This is a genomic window from Rheinheimera texasensis DSM 17496 (assembly GCF_000711985.1).
Taxonomy (GTDB): domain Bacteria; phylum Pseudomonadota; class Gammaproteobacteria; order Enterobacterales; family Alteromonadaceae; genus Pararheinheimera; species Pararheinheimera texasensis.
The window spans coordinates 994453-1008165 of sequence record NZ_KL544005.1 but is presented as its reverse complement, the minus strand read 5'-3'; the positions used below and the strand labels follow the sequence as shown (position 1 = coordinate 1008165).

The window sequence follows — 13713 nt, the reverse complement described above, 5'->3', positions numbered from 1 at the left end:
TGGTCTGAATCTTAGGTTGCAGCGTAAACTCGCCTGCAAAATCTCACCTGAATCCCAATACGGAGCACGCATATGATTAGTTACGTCACTTTAGGCACCCGCGATTTACAACAAGCGGCTGATTTTTATACCAATCTGCTGGCTGATTTAGGCGCAAAACGCCTGATCAACATGGACCGGATTGTGTTTATCGGTAAAAACAATAAAGAGCCGATGCTGGCGGTCTGTGTGCCTTTTAATAAAGAAGACCCGCATCCGGGCAACGGCGTGATGCTGGCGATAGCGCCGGGTTCCAAAGAGTTAGTCGACCAGCTGTATCACAAGGCGCTGGCGCTGGGTGCCAGCTGTGACGGCGCACCGGGCCAGCGTATTCCGGGCGTGTTTTACGGCGCTTATATCCGCGATTTGGATGGCAACAAAGTGTGTTTTAACCACTTCGGCTAATCGTTAGACTGGTTTTCGGGCGGCGAAATAAAAATTGCCGCCTTCGTCCTGATACTGTGCCTGCAGCTGTAAGCCGGCCTGTTCCAGCAGCTGCTGATAAGCCGCAGCGCCGAGTGACACCGACTCCAGACCAGTCAAGACATCCACCCAACGACAAGCCTGCGCTGGCGCACTGAACAACCACAACCCACCCGGTAATAAAGCAGCCGCGACTTTAGCGAACAGCTGACGCTGCGCCGCCTCTGGCAATAAAAACAACACCCCGACACAAAGCACACCGGCGTACTGACGCTGAAAAAAATCCGAGTCTTCCAACTTTTCACAAACCACCTGTGCCTGCGGCAACAGTTGCTGATACGCCACTGCTAAAGTGGGTGAAGCATCAATGCCATACAGGCTAAAACCACGTTCTGCCAGCACTTTCCCCAGCGGCAGCCCGCTGCCACAGCCAAGGTCCAGCACCGCAGCGCCCGGTGGCAAACCTTGCGCCCACTGCAACACAGTCTCCACACCAATGTTGGATTGTTCGCGCCAGTGGCGAAACTCTGCCGCGTGAGTTTCGTAACCGTTGGCGGGGTCTGTGGTTGGATTGTTCATTTGCTCTCCAGCGGTAGATGAAGGGCGTTGTGCTTGTCTTCCTTTGCAGACTTGAGTAGCGCAATTGCAGGTGGCGACTCTGTATTGCTTGCCAGCTCCGCACTCAGCCACTGGGCAAATTCGCGCATGGCGTTGGTTTCTGCTTTGGATTGTAGTCGGGTTAACCAATAACTGCCGAAGCTGATTTCCTGCGGAAATGGCCGCACGATAGCGCCTGTTTGCAGCAAATGGCTGAACATACGCGCCGGCGCTATCGCAATACCGAGACTTGTTTTTGCCGCTTCCAGCATAGTGACACTGGAATCAAACACGATGACCGGATGGGTCGGTGGCAATTGCGGGCCGCCGGCTTGTTGCAGCCAGCCGGCCCATTCGTCGCGCCGGTACGAGCGCAGCAATGTGTAGTTTAAAAGATCCGCGGGTTGTCGCAGCCGGGCAGCAATATCGGGTGTACAGAGCGGTGTCAGCGGGCTGTCGCACAGATACTGTGCGGCAGTGCCGTGCCAGGCGCCGTCGCCAAAGCGGATGGCAAAATCCAAACCTTCGGCGGCGATATCAACGCGGTTGTTATTGGTGGAGATTTGCAGTTCGATATGCGGGAATTTCTGATAAAAAGCACTGAGGCGCGGCAGCAAAAAGCCAATGGCAAAAGTGCCAACTACACCGATTTTCAGCTTTTCCTGTACTTTTCGGCCAGCAAAATAATCTAACAGCTGGGCGATGCGGTCAAAAGATTCATTCAGCACCGGCAGCAGCGTTTCCCCTTCCGGCGTCAGCGCTAAGCCGCGCGGGATACGCAAAAACAGCGGGCAATTGAGTTGATCTTCCAGCAGTTTTACTTGTTGGCTCACCGCCGAATGCGTGACATTCAGCTCGATAGCCGCATGGGTAAAACTTAAATGCCGGGCGGCGGCTTCAAAAGCGCGCAGTGATTTCAGTGGGATATAACGACGGGTCATCGGCTTGTTGCGCCTTTCTGTAAGTTTTTCTAACAGCTGATATGCAAATTAACCGTTTGTCCGGCGAAGTCAACTGGCGCAAGCTATCGATAGTGCGGGCCCGGCACTTCATTTCAACCAATTTAACCGCAAAGGAAATTATATGCATTGCAATAAAACTCTGTTGGCGCTGACCTGTGCACTCTGTTGGGCCGGCCCGGCTCTGGCACAAACTATTGAAAACGAAGCCGCACTGAAAACCGCTGTCAGTCAGCAAGTGTCATCCCTGATGCAGCAACAGCAAATTCCCGGTATGGCGGTGGCTGTACTGTGGCAGGGCAAAACATTTTTTTATAGCTTTGGTCAGGCCGATGTGGCGGCAAAAACAGCCGTGACACCGGATACGCTGTTTGAACTGGGTTCCATCAGCAAAACTTTTGCCGGCGTGATTGGCGCCATGGCGCTGGAACGCGGCGACATTAAGCTGACTGACCCTGTTGCCAAACACTGGCCGGCTTTAACCGGTAAACAATGGCAGGCAATTAACATGCAACATCTGGCGACTTACACCGCCGGTGGTCTGCCGCTGTTTATGCCGGAGAACGTCACCGATAAAGCCAGCCTGCTGAGTTATCTTCAGCAGTGGCAGCCGCAGTATGCGCCGGGCACGCAGCGGGTTTATGCCAACAGCAGCATCGGTTTATTTGCGCATCTGGCAGTGGCGGCCGGCGGCAACAGCTACGGCGAAGTTTTTCAGAAGCTTACAGCAACGCTGAAGATGCCAAACACTTATCTGCAGGTGCCTAAGGCTGCACAGGCCCAATACGCCTGGGGTTATAACGAAGGCAAGCCGGTGCATATTGGCACTGGCGTACTACTGGACGAAGCGGGCGGCGCTAAAGCCAGCGTGCGCGACTTAGCCACTTGGCTGAACGCCAACCTGCGGCCGGAACAAGTGACAGACCCATTACTGCGCGCCGGTATCGCGAAGTCGCAGCAACGTTATGCCAAATCCAAAGATATGTATCAGGGCCTGGGTTGGGAAATGCTGGATTATCCGGTGACTGTTGCGGCATTAACGGCAATGACAGCGCCTGAATTTGTCGCCGGCACTGCAGCCACTGTGTTGGCGCCACCAGCGCCTGCAGTGGCCAACAGCTGGGTACATAAAACCGGTGCTACCGGCGGTTTTGGCGCTTACGCTGCCTTTGTCCCGTCGCGTCAGGTGGGCATTGTGCTGCTTTCCAACAAGCGTTATCCAAATGCTCTGCGTGTCGAATTGGCGCACAAGGTGCTGGAAAACCTGAAATAGTCTTGGTTCCACTACCAGTTTGCCTGCCGCGGTCTGTGCCACAGTTTGTGTCACAGTGCCGCGGCAAAGTGACGGCCCAAGTGGCAACTGTTAGACTGCCGGCCATTGAATACCCGCTTCAGGAGCTGTGTGGTGACTGTATCTATGACGTTAGACGAAATTTTATTGCGCTTAAGTACCGAACAGCAGGTAGCGGCAGATTCTGAACAGTTGTTGTTCCCGGCGGAGGCTTTACTGGCCGCCAAAAGTCGGTGGGCGGAGTTCTGGCCACATATCGCCGCGTTGATGCAGCGGATGCAGGCAGACGAAGAGTTAACTGATGACGAATATCAGCTGCTGTTTTACGGCGTGATGCTATTGGCTGATATGGCAGATTTGTCAAAGGCGCCGGCTTTTATGCAGTGGGTGGACACCACAGACGGCCTGGGATCAGACCTGGAATACACCCTCGGCGATGCCATGACCGAAGATCTGCCGACTATGTTGTTTGTGCTGTCAGCCGGCCAGTCTTTGCCGTTGCAGCAACTGCTGCTCAGTGAAAAAGCCGGCATTTATGTCAAAGCGGCTGCGCTCGCGGCGTTATTTGCCCAGCTGGAACTGGCAGAGCAACAAGGCCAGACGCCCGACTCCGCAGCACTTATTCCGCTATTACAGCAAGTGATTGATGTCGCCTCCCGCCACGGCCAGAAATTTGTGCTGGGCGAACTGGCGATCTGGTGTATCAGTTTTGGCCTGCAACAACTCAAACCGGCTTTTGAGCTGCTGCTGCGGCAGAACAGAATTGATACAAAAGTGATTAGTACCCGGGAAATCAGCCGCTGGCAGCTGACCAACAGTGAAAAACCGCTGGCATCTGGCCTGGTGCGCCCAAGCTTTGACGTGATGTCATTGCAGCATTGGCTGGCGTTTCAGCCAGACAGCACCGCGGCGGCAGCTGAGCCTGAGATCCCACTCAGCACCAACAGCGCTGAAACAGCAGCTGGCACAAAAGTGTTGGCCGGTCGCAACGATGCCTGCCCTTGTGGCAGCGGTAAAAAATACAAAAAATGCTGTCTGAACTGAGCCTCCGGGCATCATGCTGACAGCACTTTTTTTATCGGCGTTGACACAGAGTACTCTGACAGTTGCTAAGGCTGGAACTGCGTCCTGTAGCAACAACATCTGCTAAAAATCACTTGACTGTGTATGTCTGTATATATACTGTATATATACGGATATGCACAGTTATGCCTGTATGAAGGGAAACGCATGACTTATGGCTTGTTTCTGTCCGCAACGGACAAGAAACCAATGTACCTGCAAATTGTGGAACAAATCACCAGCAAAGTGCTGCTGGGGGATTGGCCGGCGGATATGGCGTTGCCTTCGATCCGAGAATTGGCGGCTGCGACGCAGGTCAGTGTGATCACCGTCAAGCGCGCATACGCCGAGCTGGAACAAGCCGGCGTGATAGTAACCCAGGCAGGCCGGGGTTCTTTTGTTTCACCGCATCCGGATTTACAGCAGCAACTGAAACAGCAGGAACTGGCTCAGCTGTTGCAGGCTGCCGTGGCGCTTGCCCGCCAACTGCAGCTTACAGACGCTGAATTGGCCGCGCAGTTAGAGCAGCAACTGCAGCAGTCATCAGCACAATCATCGGCCGGTTAACCGCCTAGCAGGAAGGACCAACAGCATGCAATCATTTGCTTTTGATATGCGGGGTATCGACATCCGCTATCCACATTTTGCAATGGAAAACCTGAATTTAGCTTTGCCGCAGGGGCAAGTGATGGGGTTGGTGGGTGTTAATGGTGCCGGGAAGTCCACCACCATCCGGATGCTAATGGGGTTGGTCAAACCGGCTGCCGGTCAAATCGAAGTGCTTGGCTATCAGATGCCGGCGCAGCAAGTGCAGGCAAAATATGAGATTGGCTTTGCCTCAGACGACATGCGTTTGTACAAAAGTCAGACTTTACAATGGCATATGGATTTTGTGCACAGCATCTATCCGCAGTTTGACCAAGCCTATGCCAAAGATTTACTGAAACGCTTTGAGCTGATCGGCGAGCAGAAAATCAAAGGCCTGTCACATGGTCAGCGTGTTAAAGCCAGTTTGTTATTAGTGCTGGCCCGCCGGCCGAAATTACTGATTCTGGACGAACCCACCACCGGACTGGACCCGGTGGCGCGCGATGAAGTGATCAGTGAACTGGCGGAGGTCCTGCGCGACGATGCACGCAGTGTGTTGTTCTCGTCGCACAACACCCACGATATTGAAAAACTCTCAGATCAAATTGCCTTTTTAGATCGCGGTAAGTTATTGGCACTGCAGGATAAAGAAACTTATCTGGACAGCTGGAGCCGCTTCAGATGTCAGCTGCCGCCGGGCAGGCAGGCCGATATAACCGGAGCGGTCAGCATCCGGCAACAGGGCCAGCTGGCGGAAATTATTACCGATCAGAACAACCACGACTTCCCGCAGCGGCTGGTGCAGGCCGGTTTTACCGTGTTAGAGCAACATCGGATGTCGCTGGAAGAAATCTTTGTCGCCAACGTGAAACGCAGCAGATAGGAGCCAGCTGATGAGCAATATTTTTTCCAATGCCCGGATGATCAAACTGCTGATTGGCAAGGACTGGCAGCTGGTGAAAAAATCACTGGCGGCTTACCTGGCTGGTGGTGTGCTGGTGATTGGGCTGATGGGGATGGCTACACCGCTGTTGTTTAACACCGGCGCTATCCTGATGATCACCCTAATGATTGTGATTGGTGCCCGTTCTGCGATTGAGCTGGTGATCAATGAAAAGAAAGACCAGACGCTGGCCTTTGTGCTGAGTTTGCCGGTCACACCACAGGATTATGCCTGGGCCAAACTGGGCGCCAATCTGCTGTTGTATCTGGTGCCCTGGCTGCTGCTGGTACTGGGCATGCTGGCCGTGATTGTCAGCTCCCCGGTGTATAACGGCGTGATCCCGTTGGTGGTACTGGTCAGTGTATTTATTTTGCTTTCGTATTGCTGTTATCTGGCCACCGCTTTGCTGACCTATTCCGAAGGCTATACCACGGCCGTGATGATCATCACTAACCTTCTGCTGAACGGTTTTATTATCTGGTTGCTGCGGATGCCGGCCATTCATTTGACGCTGGAAGCGCCCACAGCCAGCTGGAACAGTACGTCGCTTGGGCTGTTAACCGGGGGCATCACATTGATAATTATCGTGTTATTGGGCACTGCTGCATTGCAACAGCGCAAAACCAGCTTTTTATAACGCTGGCGGCTAATTAAGCTGCGGACGGTAATATGATGACTGAGCCAAAACCCGGCCGCTTTGCTTATCTGGACAATCTGCGCGCTGTCGCCATGCTGGCAGGTCTGTTGTTTCATGCCGCATTGGCCTATAGCCCGAAGGCACATGGGTTTTGGCTCAGTGCCGACCCCGCGCAATATCCGTTGTTTGACGTGTTGGCCTGGGCCAGCCATTTGTTTCGTATGCCATTATTCTTCTTTATTGCCGGTTTTTTTACCGCCTTGCTGTGGCAAAAAGCCGGTGGTGTGGCCTTTGCCAAAAATCGTCTGCAACGCGTGGCATTGCCGTTATTGTTGTTTTTACCGCTGCTGACGCTGGCAATGCACGCTGTGATACACGTTGGTCTGAGTGTTGTTGAACAACCCTCTGCGTTGCTGCAGCTGATTAAACCGATGCTTGTGGCAGGCTCGCAGACCAGGCTGCCGTTGAGTACTATGCATCTGTGGTTTTTATATCATCTGCTGTTTTTGTACGTGCTGACATACTGCGCCCGGGTCTTACTGAGTGACGCGCTGCAGAAGCACTTGCTGGCGTTAAAATCTCGCAGTTTGTTATTACTACTGCTGTGCCTGCTGCTGCCGCCGCTCTGGCTGGTGCCGGCACCTGTGCCGGCGCCGGACTGGATCTTTCCGGCGCTGTGGGCTTTATGGTTTTACGGGCTGTTTTTTGCCTGCGGTTATGTGGTGTATCACCATGCCGGAGCTTTGGCCCGCTACGATGCTGACCGGCGGCTTTTGTTGATGCTAGGGGCTTTGAGCTATGCGGTGTTTTATCTGTTATTGCCAGCCGATTTGCTGGCTGCACAGCCGCTGGGCTGGGCCAAATTGCTCATGACTTTGTGCGAAGCCAGTGGTGCCCTGTGCTGGACGCTCGCCGCGTTGTTATACGCCAAACGCTATTTAAACCGCAGTAATAAAGTGCTGCGTTATCTGTCGGCGGTTAGTTATTGGGTTTATCTGGTGCATTTACCTTTGTTGTTTCTGCTGCAGTTTGGCCTCACCGATCTGTCGTGGCCGGCAGGGGTAAAGTATCTGGCGGCGGTACTGCTGACGCTCAGCGGTTGCCTGTTGAGTTATCATCTGCTCGTCGTACCGACCGTGCTTGGCAAGCTCTTCGCACCAAATCAGGGCCGTGCTGACAGCCCGGACAAGCCGTTGCACAAGCTGTTATAGTGCCAACCCAGGCTTTTAACGGCAAAACCCGATGAAAAAAATCGCTGTGTTTGTGGACGTGCAAAACATCTATTACACCTGCCGCCAGGCCTATGGCCGGCAATTTAACTACCGCCGGTTTTGGCAACAACTGCAGCATCAGGGCGATATTGTGCTGGCCACCGCTTATGCCATCGAGCGTGCCGATGACCAGCAGCGCAAGTTTCAGGACGCCCTGCGGCATATCGGTTTTCAGGTGAAATTAAAGCCTTTTATCCAGCGCAGTGACGGCAGTGCCAAAGGCGACTGGGATGTCGGCATCACCATCGACGTGCTGCAACAGGCAGAACAGGTTGATGACATTGTGCTGCTGTCCGGCGATGGCGATTTTGATTTGTTATTGCAGGCGGTGCGCCAGCGTTTTCAGTGCCGGAGTATTGTCTATGGCGTGCCCGGTCTTACTGCGCATGCGCTGATTAATAGCGCAGATCTCTATGAAAAGATTGATGAAAATTTATTGTGCTGAGTAAAAAAGCTGGCGCCTGCCGCAGGCTCTGGTGATACAGCTGGCGGTTTGCTGCGTATTGCTGTGTAACTTTCCAAGCAGATTCGAGAACTCAATGAAACTGTTATCCCTCAAAGCGCCGCTGCTGGCAGCAAGCTTGTTACTGGCCAGCTGCACCGGCATTCCGGAAGGCCTTGCACCGGTACAACCTTTTGAACTGAATCGTTATTTAGGCGAATGGCATGAAATCGCCCGTCTGGACCATTCATTTGAACGTGGCCTGACGCAAGTGACGGCCAATTACAGTCTGAACCCGGACGGCAGCGTTAAAGTACTGAACCGCGGTTTTTCGGCGCAAGAGAATGAGTGGGAAGAAGCTGAGGGCCTTGCCAAAATGAATGGCCCAGCCGACCAGGGCCGGTTAAAAGTGTCGTTTTTCGGGCCATTTTATGGCGCCTATAACATTGTGAAATTAGCGCCGGACTACAGCATGGCACTGATTGTCGGGCCGGATTTAACCTACGCCTGGCTACTGGCGCGCAGCCCCAACCCGGATAAAACTCAGTGCCAGGCCTTTTTTGATGAAGCGACCCGGATTGGCATCAAGCCGGACAGTTGGATCCGGTTGAGCCCTTGTTAACAGCGCGGCGCTGTAATTAGCTTTGCAGCGCCTGCCATTTGGCCAGGCTCACACCTTTTACCAGCATCCACAAACTGAGACTCAATTCACCGACCAGTATCGGCAAGAAAATCCATGGAAATAACAGTGGTGCAACATCAAGCGCCAGCAACATAGCGCTGCTGTTAATCAGATAACAAACGCCTGCCAGCAACAGCAGCAAGCCGATCAATCTGGGGAAAAGTTCTGATTTGATAATCAGATAACCACGGATCACACAGGCGATGCCAAAAAAGATCAGCCCGGCGGCAAAACCATAGTTATAAATCCGCACCGCCAGATAGGACCAGGCTGCCAGCTGTTCGCTGGAAAAGGCGCTGAAATAACCCGCACCGCCTAACAAAATCAGCGGCAGCAACAACACCAGTTTATTCGCTACCAGTACAGCGGTTTGGATCAGATTAAAAAATGTCGCCGCCAGATTCAGACTGGCACTGACACGCTGAAACAGCAGATACATCAGCACGATAATCGGGATATCCAGCACCTGCATCATCAGATCGGTGAAAATTCCCAAACGCCACAAAGACGCTGAAGCCTGGATATTCTGCGCTGTCGCAACTGCATCCCCACTGACAATCAAGTTGCCGCGTACATAGGACTCACCAAACAACCCCAACAGAATAATCGCCAGATAAAATAAACCGGCCAGCCGAACATAAAACTGGGGCGAACGAGCAAAAAATGCCGTCATAACAAAGCCTTGTGTAAAAAACTTAGGATGTGCAGCTTGGCTGAACCTGGCGCGAAGGAGCAGGGGAAATCCGCTCACTGCAAATTGTTGTAAATCAGCGCTGTGGCCGGTGCAAGCGGTTCTTTGTAAGCAAAAGCGCGGGACAGTGAAAGAGGCTGCGCAGAGGGGGCCGCCATAGCGTTGTTATGATGCGTTTGCAGACTCCGGCCGATACGCACAGCTGCGGATTAAGCCGCTGTAATATCAGGCAATGCCGTTAAAACAGAATCGCTGCGCGGCAGCACGTTGTGCCAGCAGGGCTTGATAAGCTTGCAAGTGTGGCAGCTGCAGGCGGTCAGTGAGCGGTGTTTGCAACCAGCGGTTCAGTGATAACCCGAGCACAATATCAGCCAGAGTGAAATCTGCCCCGCAGATATAAGCGCCGCTTTGCGCCAGTGCATTGTCCAGAATGTGCAGTTTTTGCTGCCACTGCTGAGTGCTTTGGGTAATGGCTACCGGGTCGGTGAAAGCCGAATGCTGGCGCACCAGCGCCATAAAGGCATAACGCCAGGCCGGGTTTAATTCACAAGCTTGCCAGCCCATCCATTGTTCCACTTTGGCCATTTGCTGCAAATCGCCGCCTGATAGCGTCGGATGGCCATATTTTCGCACCAGATAACGGCAAATGCTGTTGGATTCCCACAGCACAAAATCACCGTCGACCAGCACCGGCACTAAAGCATTCGGGTTGAGCTGGCGGAACTCCGCCGTATCAATAGGCGCAAAACCGCTGCCGCAGGGGATGAAGTCGGCCTCGATGTTCAGCTCAGCCAAAGTCCATAACACTTTGCGCACATTGATGGAGGTGGGTTTGCCGTAAAGTTGCATTATTGAGTTCCTCTCAGGTGCTTTTACTGGCCGGTGCCGATATTGCGCGCCGCCATATATGCCGCCAACAGTTGGCTATGCGGATCGGCGCTTTGTTGCAGCTGTTGCCAGACGCCGGCCTGCGCCGGGGCGGGTTGATGTTGCCCCAGTTTCTCTTTGCCTTGCCACTGCTGCATGTGAATCTTAAAACCGACCACGGCGTGGCGCAGTTTCTGTTGATATTCGGCGGGCATCAGCTGTTCGTCCTGCAGCAAATCCGGCTCATATTGCGCGACTAACAACGCCATAGCACGAGCGTTCTCTGTATCATCTAGCACAGTCACGGTGCCTGTCCCATGCACAGCCGCATAGTTCCAGGTTGGCACCATCGGCGCTTTGCCATACCAGCGCGGCGAAATGTAGGCATGTGGCCCAGTAAAAATCGCCAGCACTGTGCTGTGGTGCAGCGTGGCTGCCTGCGGGTTGGCGCGGGCCAGATGACCATACAAAGTGCCAAATTCGCCTTCGTTTTCATCCAGATAAAGCGGCAGGTGCGTCACCTGAAAGTCGGCACTGATTAAAGTGGCAAAACCATACCGGCGGACAAACTGCATGATGTCGGCTTGATTATGCATGGCAAAACGGCTGGGGACGTACATCGATAGTCCTTGTCTTGAAATCAATATGGCTAGCTTTACAGCATAAAGAAGCGCTTGCCGCAGATAAAGCGGCTGGCAGTAACACATTGTTTCTGCGGGGGAGGTAAATGCTTTATCAAGGATTGCTAATCTACAGGCGCTGGCTTGCCCGGGCAGGAAATAGTGGATATAACCTTCTTTCACGTCCCAGCGATCGGTACTTTTATTGCTAGTTTGTTGAAGTTGCTGCAGTTATCGGGCGTTGGGGAAAACTGGATTAGTGAGATAAAAGGGATAACGCACTGTTTAAAGCGTGGTTTTTCCTTTTGATCAATATGTTAGGCTCAATCATGAATAGAGATAATGATGTAATTCGGGCAGTGGGTTATGTGACTATTCAAGCTTCACATCTTGAAGGGGTTATCGAAGAGATTGCAGAATGGCTTGGAGCGGCTGTAGAGCGCCCTCAACATCACGAGACAGCTAGAATCAGTGAAAAAATCAAATGGTGCAAATCGGCAATAAAGCAATTGAACTCTGCAGAGCTTACTAACTTAGTGAGGTCCTTAGATAAAGCGGAAAACCTTTTCATCAAAAGAAATGAGCTTGTACATGGTAGAATTTACTTTGATGATGAGCTGCCGGAAATATTAGTTCCAACGAAGGCAGGAAAAAGAGAAAAACATATAGCTGCTCCTGAACTTTATGATTTAGCGGAAAATATTTATAACTTGCACATACGCATTCTTTCAGAAAATTCGTTTAAGTTAGTTGCAGCTTTGTCAAAAGTAATAGAAGCCTAACAAATCGCTCAAGCATAGCCACTTCGTGGCTGGACAGTTTTTAAGTCGCGCTTTTGTGGTTTTGCTACGCAAAAGTATTCCACAAAATCACAACTTAAAAACTGCCGCTTAGCTCGGCGTTATAACCCTTAAGGAGTGATATGGACATTCCCGAAAAGCTTGGTATTCCAGAGTATGAGTTTCGGCTCGTATTTGGTGTTACCAAAATTGAATATGACAAGAGCAAGGAAGATGTTAACCGAACTAAACATGGCTACTCTCTGGAAAGTGCAGTTTATTATTTTGAACGCCTGCTTTTACCTTTAAACCGTAAACCATTTATGACCAGTGATTCGTTTGTCGAAAACGGAGAGATTCGGCACATGCACATGGGCGTAGATGATTCTGGATATGTGGTACTTTTTGTAACCACGATGCGAGATGAAGAGACCGTAAGAATTATATCTTTCCGTCGCGCAAGTGAGGCTGAATGCAAAGAGTTTCATGAGCATACGGGTTATAACAAACAAATTTTATCGCCAGAAAAAAGCGCTGGCTGCGACATCAACCCGCTGCGCGGTTTTCCGCGCTAAATTTGGGCGTTATGCAAAGGAAGAAGTCTAGTGAGCGACAACATTAAACCCCTGAATGAAAATGATCTTGAGCTACTTGCAGAATATAGAAGTTGGCTCTTTGGCCATTTCGACGATCCTCAACAATATGAAGCGCTCTCATTCAAGCTAGAACTAATCCAAACCATTATTGACAATAAATGGGTTTCAAAAGAGGAAACGTTCAAGCTTCAAGCTTTAGGAATTTGTTTCGGTGATGCGCTAGAGCAAGAAATAAAAGAATTGAGTTGGGTTGCAGTAGATGATGAGTTTGGCCGTGATCCGGCTCTGCGCTTCCTCAGCACAAGCACAGTAGTTTTTCCAAGAACAGCGGTGTCAAAACGTATTGAAGACGATGTAGAAATTGATATTTATGAAATGTTTGCTGGGTTTCAAAAGGCAATAAAGATTGCGTTGGAAAATCAAGCATAACAAACGCCAGCACAACGCGCCTGCGGCGCTGGACTAGTAACAAGTTGCTCGCCGTTTAGGCGATAGTTCGAAGAGTAATCATGAATCAAACAGTATCCTTGAGGCGTTGTTTTAGAGAACCAATTCCTGAGATATTTGATGCAGCCCGGTATTTGGATGCTGCCGTTTCTGCTCATCTTAATGGTAAAAATAATCTTGCTAATGAATTATTTTTGTTGGCAAATGACCCCAAAATTTGGGAATGGACAGATTCAGTTTGGGGGAAAAGAGGTTTTTATGTAACAGTAAATAAGCTCCCAAATAAACTCGTAACAGAGAAAGTTCCGTCTCGCATGCCTACAACAAAACAAAAATATGAATTGCACAAAAGAGATGGTTATCATTGCCGCTATTGCGGCATACCAGTAATTCGTGCAGATATCAGGAAAAAATTGAAAAAGCTTTATCCTGAATCTGTTGTGTGGGAAAAAACCAATGCATCGCAACATGCTGCATTCCAATGTATGTGGGCTCAGTATGACCATGTTGTTCCGCATTCATACGGCGGAACCAATGAGCTTGAAAACCTTGTAGTTTCATGTGCAGCCTGCAATTTCGGTAAAATGGAATACTCTCTTGAAGAACTTGGCTTAATTGATCCTAGAAATTTCCCTATCGTCCAATCGTTATGGGACGGCCTTGAAAGGCTTAACTCTTAACATGTCGTTGCACCGTGCACGGTTCGCGTTTTGGACTGTATTTAAATTGCGGTTTTGTAGTTTTGCTGCGCAAAAGCCTCCTACAAGACCACAACTTAA

The 13713-nt window shown here is 51.2% G+C and carries 18 protein-coding genes; 13 read left to right on the top strand and 5 right to left on the bottom strand.

The window, feature by feature from the left end:
• The first annotated feature begins 72 nt into the window (after positions 1–72).
• Positions 73–444, top strand: coding sequence for a VOC family protein (locus Q399_RS0115050; RefSeq protein WP_031569799.1), 372 nt, complete (start codon positions 73–75; stop codon positions 442–444).
• A 3-nt stretch (positions 445–447) separates the two neighbouring features.
• Here the strand turns inward: Q399_RS0115050 and Q399_RS0115045 are convergent, their stop codons facing one another.
• Together Q399_RS0115045 and Q399_RS0115040 are read right to left on the bottom strand one after the other, a co-directional pair.
• On the bottom strand, positions 448–1041 hold the full coding sequence (locus Q399_RS0115045; protein WP_031569798.1) for a class I SAM-dependent DNA methyltransferase: 594 nt from the start codon (positions 1039–1041) through the stop codon (positions 448–450).
• Entirely contained in the window at positions 1038–2000 is a 963-nt protein-coding gene (locus Q399_RS0115040; RefSeq protein ID WP_084164380.1) for a LysR family transcriptional regulator, read from the bottom strand. Before Q399_RS0115040 ends, Q399_RS0115045 begins: the two co-directional genes overlap by 4 nt.
• Positions 2001–2142: 142 nt before the next feature.
• On the opposite strand from Q399_RS0115040, the gene ampC reads away from it, so the two are divergent.
• The 8 genes from ampC to Q399_RS0115000 all read left to right on the top strand — a co-directional run bounded on the left by ampC (position 2143) and on the right by Q399_RS0115000 (position 8874).
• Complete coding sequence (gene ampC, locus Q399_RS0115035; RefSeq protein WP_031569796.1) at positions 2143–3291, top strand: class C beta-lactamase; 1149 nt, start codon at positions 2143–2145, stop codon at positions 3289–3291.
• 132 nt (positions 3292–3423) lie between these two features.
• Positions 3424–4353, top strand: a complete 930-nt coding sequence (locus tag Q399_RS0115030) for a DUF1186 domain-containing protein (RefSeq protein ID WP_157836322.1) — start codon at positions 3424–3426, stop codon at positions 4351–4353.
• A gap of 228 nt (positions 4354–4581) precedes the next feature.
• Positions 4582–4938 (top strand): GntR family transcriptional regulator, encoded by a 357-nt coding sequence (locus Q399_RS0115025; RefSeq protein WP_051686131.1) that lies wholly within the window; start codon positions 4582–4584, stop codon positions 4936–4938.
• Between the two features lie 25 nt (positions 4939–4963).
• Complete coding sequence (locus Q399_RS0115020; RefSeq protein WP_031569792.1) at positions 4964–5842, top strand: ABC transporter ATP-binding protein; 879 nt, start codon at positions 4964–4966, stop codon at positions 5840–5842.
• 10 nt (positions 5843–5852) lie between these two features.
• The gene (locus Q399_RS0115015) at positions 5853–6539 is read left to right on the top strand and encodes an ABC-2 transporter permease (RefSeq protein ID WP_031569789.1); all 687 of its coding nucleotides are present in this window, start codon (positions 5853–5855) and stop codon (positions 6537–6539) included.
• A gap of 32 nt (positions 6540–6571) precedes the next feature.
• Positions 6572–7750: an acyltransferase family protein gene (locus Q399_RS0115010; protein ID WP_031569787.1), complete on the top strand. Its 1179-nt coding sequence runs from the start codon at positions 6572–6574 to the stop codon at positions 7748–7750.
• Between the two features lie 31 nt (positions 7751–7781).
• Positions 7782–8255 (top strand): LabA-like NYN domain-containing protein, encoded by a 474-nt coding sequence (locus Q399_RS0115005; protein ID WP_031569785.1) that lies wholly within the window; start codon positions 7782–7784, stop codon positions 8253–8255.
• A 94-nt stretch (positions 8256–8349) separates the two neighbouring features.
• On the top strand, positions 8350–8874 hold the full coding sequence (locus tag Q399_RS0115000; RefSeq protein ID WP_031569782.1) for a lipocalin family protein: 525 nt from the start codon (positions 8350–8352) through the stop codon (positions 8872–8874).
• Positions 8875–8890: 16 nt separating this feature from the next.
• Here Q399_RS0115000 and Q399_RS0114995 read toward each other — a convergent pair whose 3' ends face one another.
• From Q399_RS0114995 to Q399_RS0114980, 3 genes are all read right to left on the bottom strand, one after another.
• Positions 8891–9607, bottom strand: a complete 717-nt coding sequence (locus Q399_RS0114995) for a DUF4386 domain-containing protein (protein WP_031569780.1) — start codon at positions 9605–9607, stop codon at positions 8891–8893.
• 243 nt (positions 9608–9850) lie between these two features.
• A complete protein-coding gene (locus Q399_RS0114985; RefSeq protein WP_211253348.1) occupies positions 9851–10474 on the bottom strand; it encodes a glutathione S-transferase family protein in 624 nt (207 codons plus the stop codon).
• 23 nt (positions 10475–10497) lie between these two features.
• Complete coding sequence (locus Q399_RS0114980; RefSeq protein ID WP_031569776.1) at positions 10498–11112, bottom strand: FMN-binding negative transcriptional regulator; 615 nt, start codon at positions 11110–11112, stop codon at positions 10498–10500.
• Between the two features lie 329 nt (positions 11113–11441).
• Between Q399_RS0114980 and Q399_RS0114975 the strand changes: the two genes are divergently transcribed.
• The 4 genes from Q399_RS0114975 (at position 11442) to Q399_RS21950 (ending at position 13614) form a co-directional block, all read left to right on the top strand.
• Positions 11442–11894, top strand: a complete 453-nt coding sequence (locus Q399_RS0114975; protein WP_157836321.1) for a hypothetical protein — start codon at positions 11442–11444, stop codon at positions 11892–11894.
• A gap of 140 nt (positions 11895–12034) precedes the next feature.
• Positions 12035–12466, top strand: coding sequence for a BrnT family toxin (locus tag Q399_RS0114970; RefSeq protein WP_084164377.1), 432 nt, complete (start codon positions 12035–12037; stop codon positions 12464–12466).
• Positions 12467–12496: 30 nt separating this feature from the next.
• Positions 12497–12916 (top strand): DUF3806 domain-containing protein, encoded by a 420-nt coding sequence (locus Q399_RS0114965; RefSeq protein WP_051686039.1) that lies wholly within the window; start codon positions 12497–12499, stop codon positions 12914–12916.
• An 80-nt stretch (positions 12917–12996) separates the two neighbouring features.
• On the top strand, positions 12997–13614 hold the full coding sequence (locus tag Q399_RS21950) for an HNH endonuclease (RefSeq protein WP_084164373.1): 618 nt from the start codon (positions 12997–12999) through the stop codon (positions 13612–13614).
• The last annotated feature ends 99 nt before the right edge of the window (positions 13615–13713 follow it).

What these genes read in the sequence shown, in the direction of transcription:
- Q399_RS0115050 (WP_031569799.1), top strand. Translation starts at nt 73, where the DNA reads ATGATTAGTTACGTCACTTTAGGCACCCGCGATTTACAACAAGCGGCT.
- Q399_RS0115045 (WP_031569798.1), bottom strand. Translation starts at nt 1,041, where the DNA reads ATGAACAATCCAACCACAGACCCCGCCAACGGTTACGAAACTCACGCG.
- Q399_RS0115040 (WP_084164380.1), bottom strand. Translation starts at nt 2,000, where the DNA reads ATGACCCGTCGTTATATCCCACTGAAATCACTGCGCGCTTTTGAAGCC.
- ampC (WP_031569796.1), top strand. Translation starts at nt 2,143, where the DNA reads ATGCATTGCAATAAAACTCTGTTGGCGCTGACCTGTGCACTCTGTTGG.
- Q399_RS0115025 (WP_051686131.1), top strand. Translation starts at nt 4,582, where the DNA reads ATGTACCTGCAAATTGTGGAACAAATCACCAGCAAAGTGCTGCTGGGG.
- Q399_RS0115020 (WP_031569792.1), top strand. Translation starts at nt 4,964, where the DNA reads ATGCAATCATTTGCTTTTGATATGCGGGGTATCGACATCCGCTATCCA.
- Q399_RS0115015 (WP_031569789.1), top strand. Translation starts at nt 5,853, where the DNA reads ATGAGCAATATTTTTTCCAATGCCCGGATGATCAAACTGCTGATTGGC.
- Q399_RS0115010 (WP_031569787.1), top strand. Translation starts at nt 6,572, where the DNA reads ATGATGACTGAGCCAAAACCCGGCCGCTTTGCTTATCTGGACAATCTG.
- Q399_RS0115005 (WP_031569785.1), top strand. Translation starts at nt 7,782, where the DNA reads ATGAAAAAAATCGCTGTGTTTGTGGACGTGCAAAACATCTATTACACC.
- Q399_RS0115000 (WP_031569782.1), top strand. Translation starts at nt 8,350, where the DNA reads ATGAAACTGTTATCCCTCAAAGCGCCGCTGCTGGCAGCAAGCTTGTTA.
- Q399_RS0114995 (WP_031569780.1), bottom strand. Translation starts at nt 9,607, where the DNA reads ATGACGGCATTTTTTGCTCGTTCGCCCCAGTTTTATGTTCGGCTGGCC.
- Q399_RS0114985 (WP_211253348.1), bottom strand. Translation starts at nt 10,474, where the DNA reads ATGCAACTTTACGGCAAACCCACCTCCATCAATGTGCGCAAAGTGTTA.
- Q399_RS0114980 (WP_031569776.1), bottom strand. Translation starts at nt 11,112, where the DNA reads ATGTACGTCCCCAGCCGTTTTGCCATGCATAATCAAGCCGACATCATG.
- Q399_RS0114975 (WP_157836321.1), top strand. Translation starts at nt 11,442, where the DNA reads ATGAATAGAGATAATGATGTAATTCGGGCAGTGGGTTATGTGACTATT.
- Q399_RS0114970 (WP_084164377.1), top strand. Translation starts at nt 12,035, where the DNA reads ATGGACATTCCCGAAAAGCTTGGTATTCCAGAGTATGAGTTTCGGCTC.
- Q399_RS21950 (WP_084164373.1), top strand. Translation starts at nt 12,997, where the DNA reads ATGAATCAAACAGTATCCTTGAGGCGTTGTTTTAGAGAACCAATTCCT.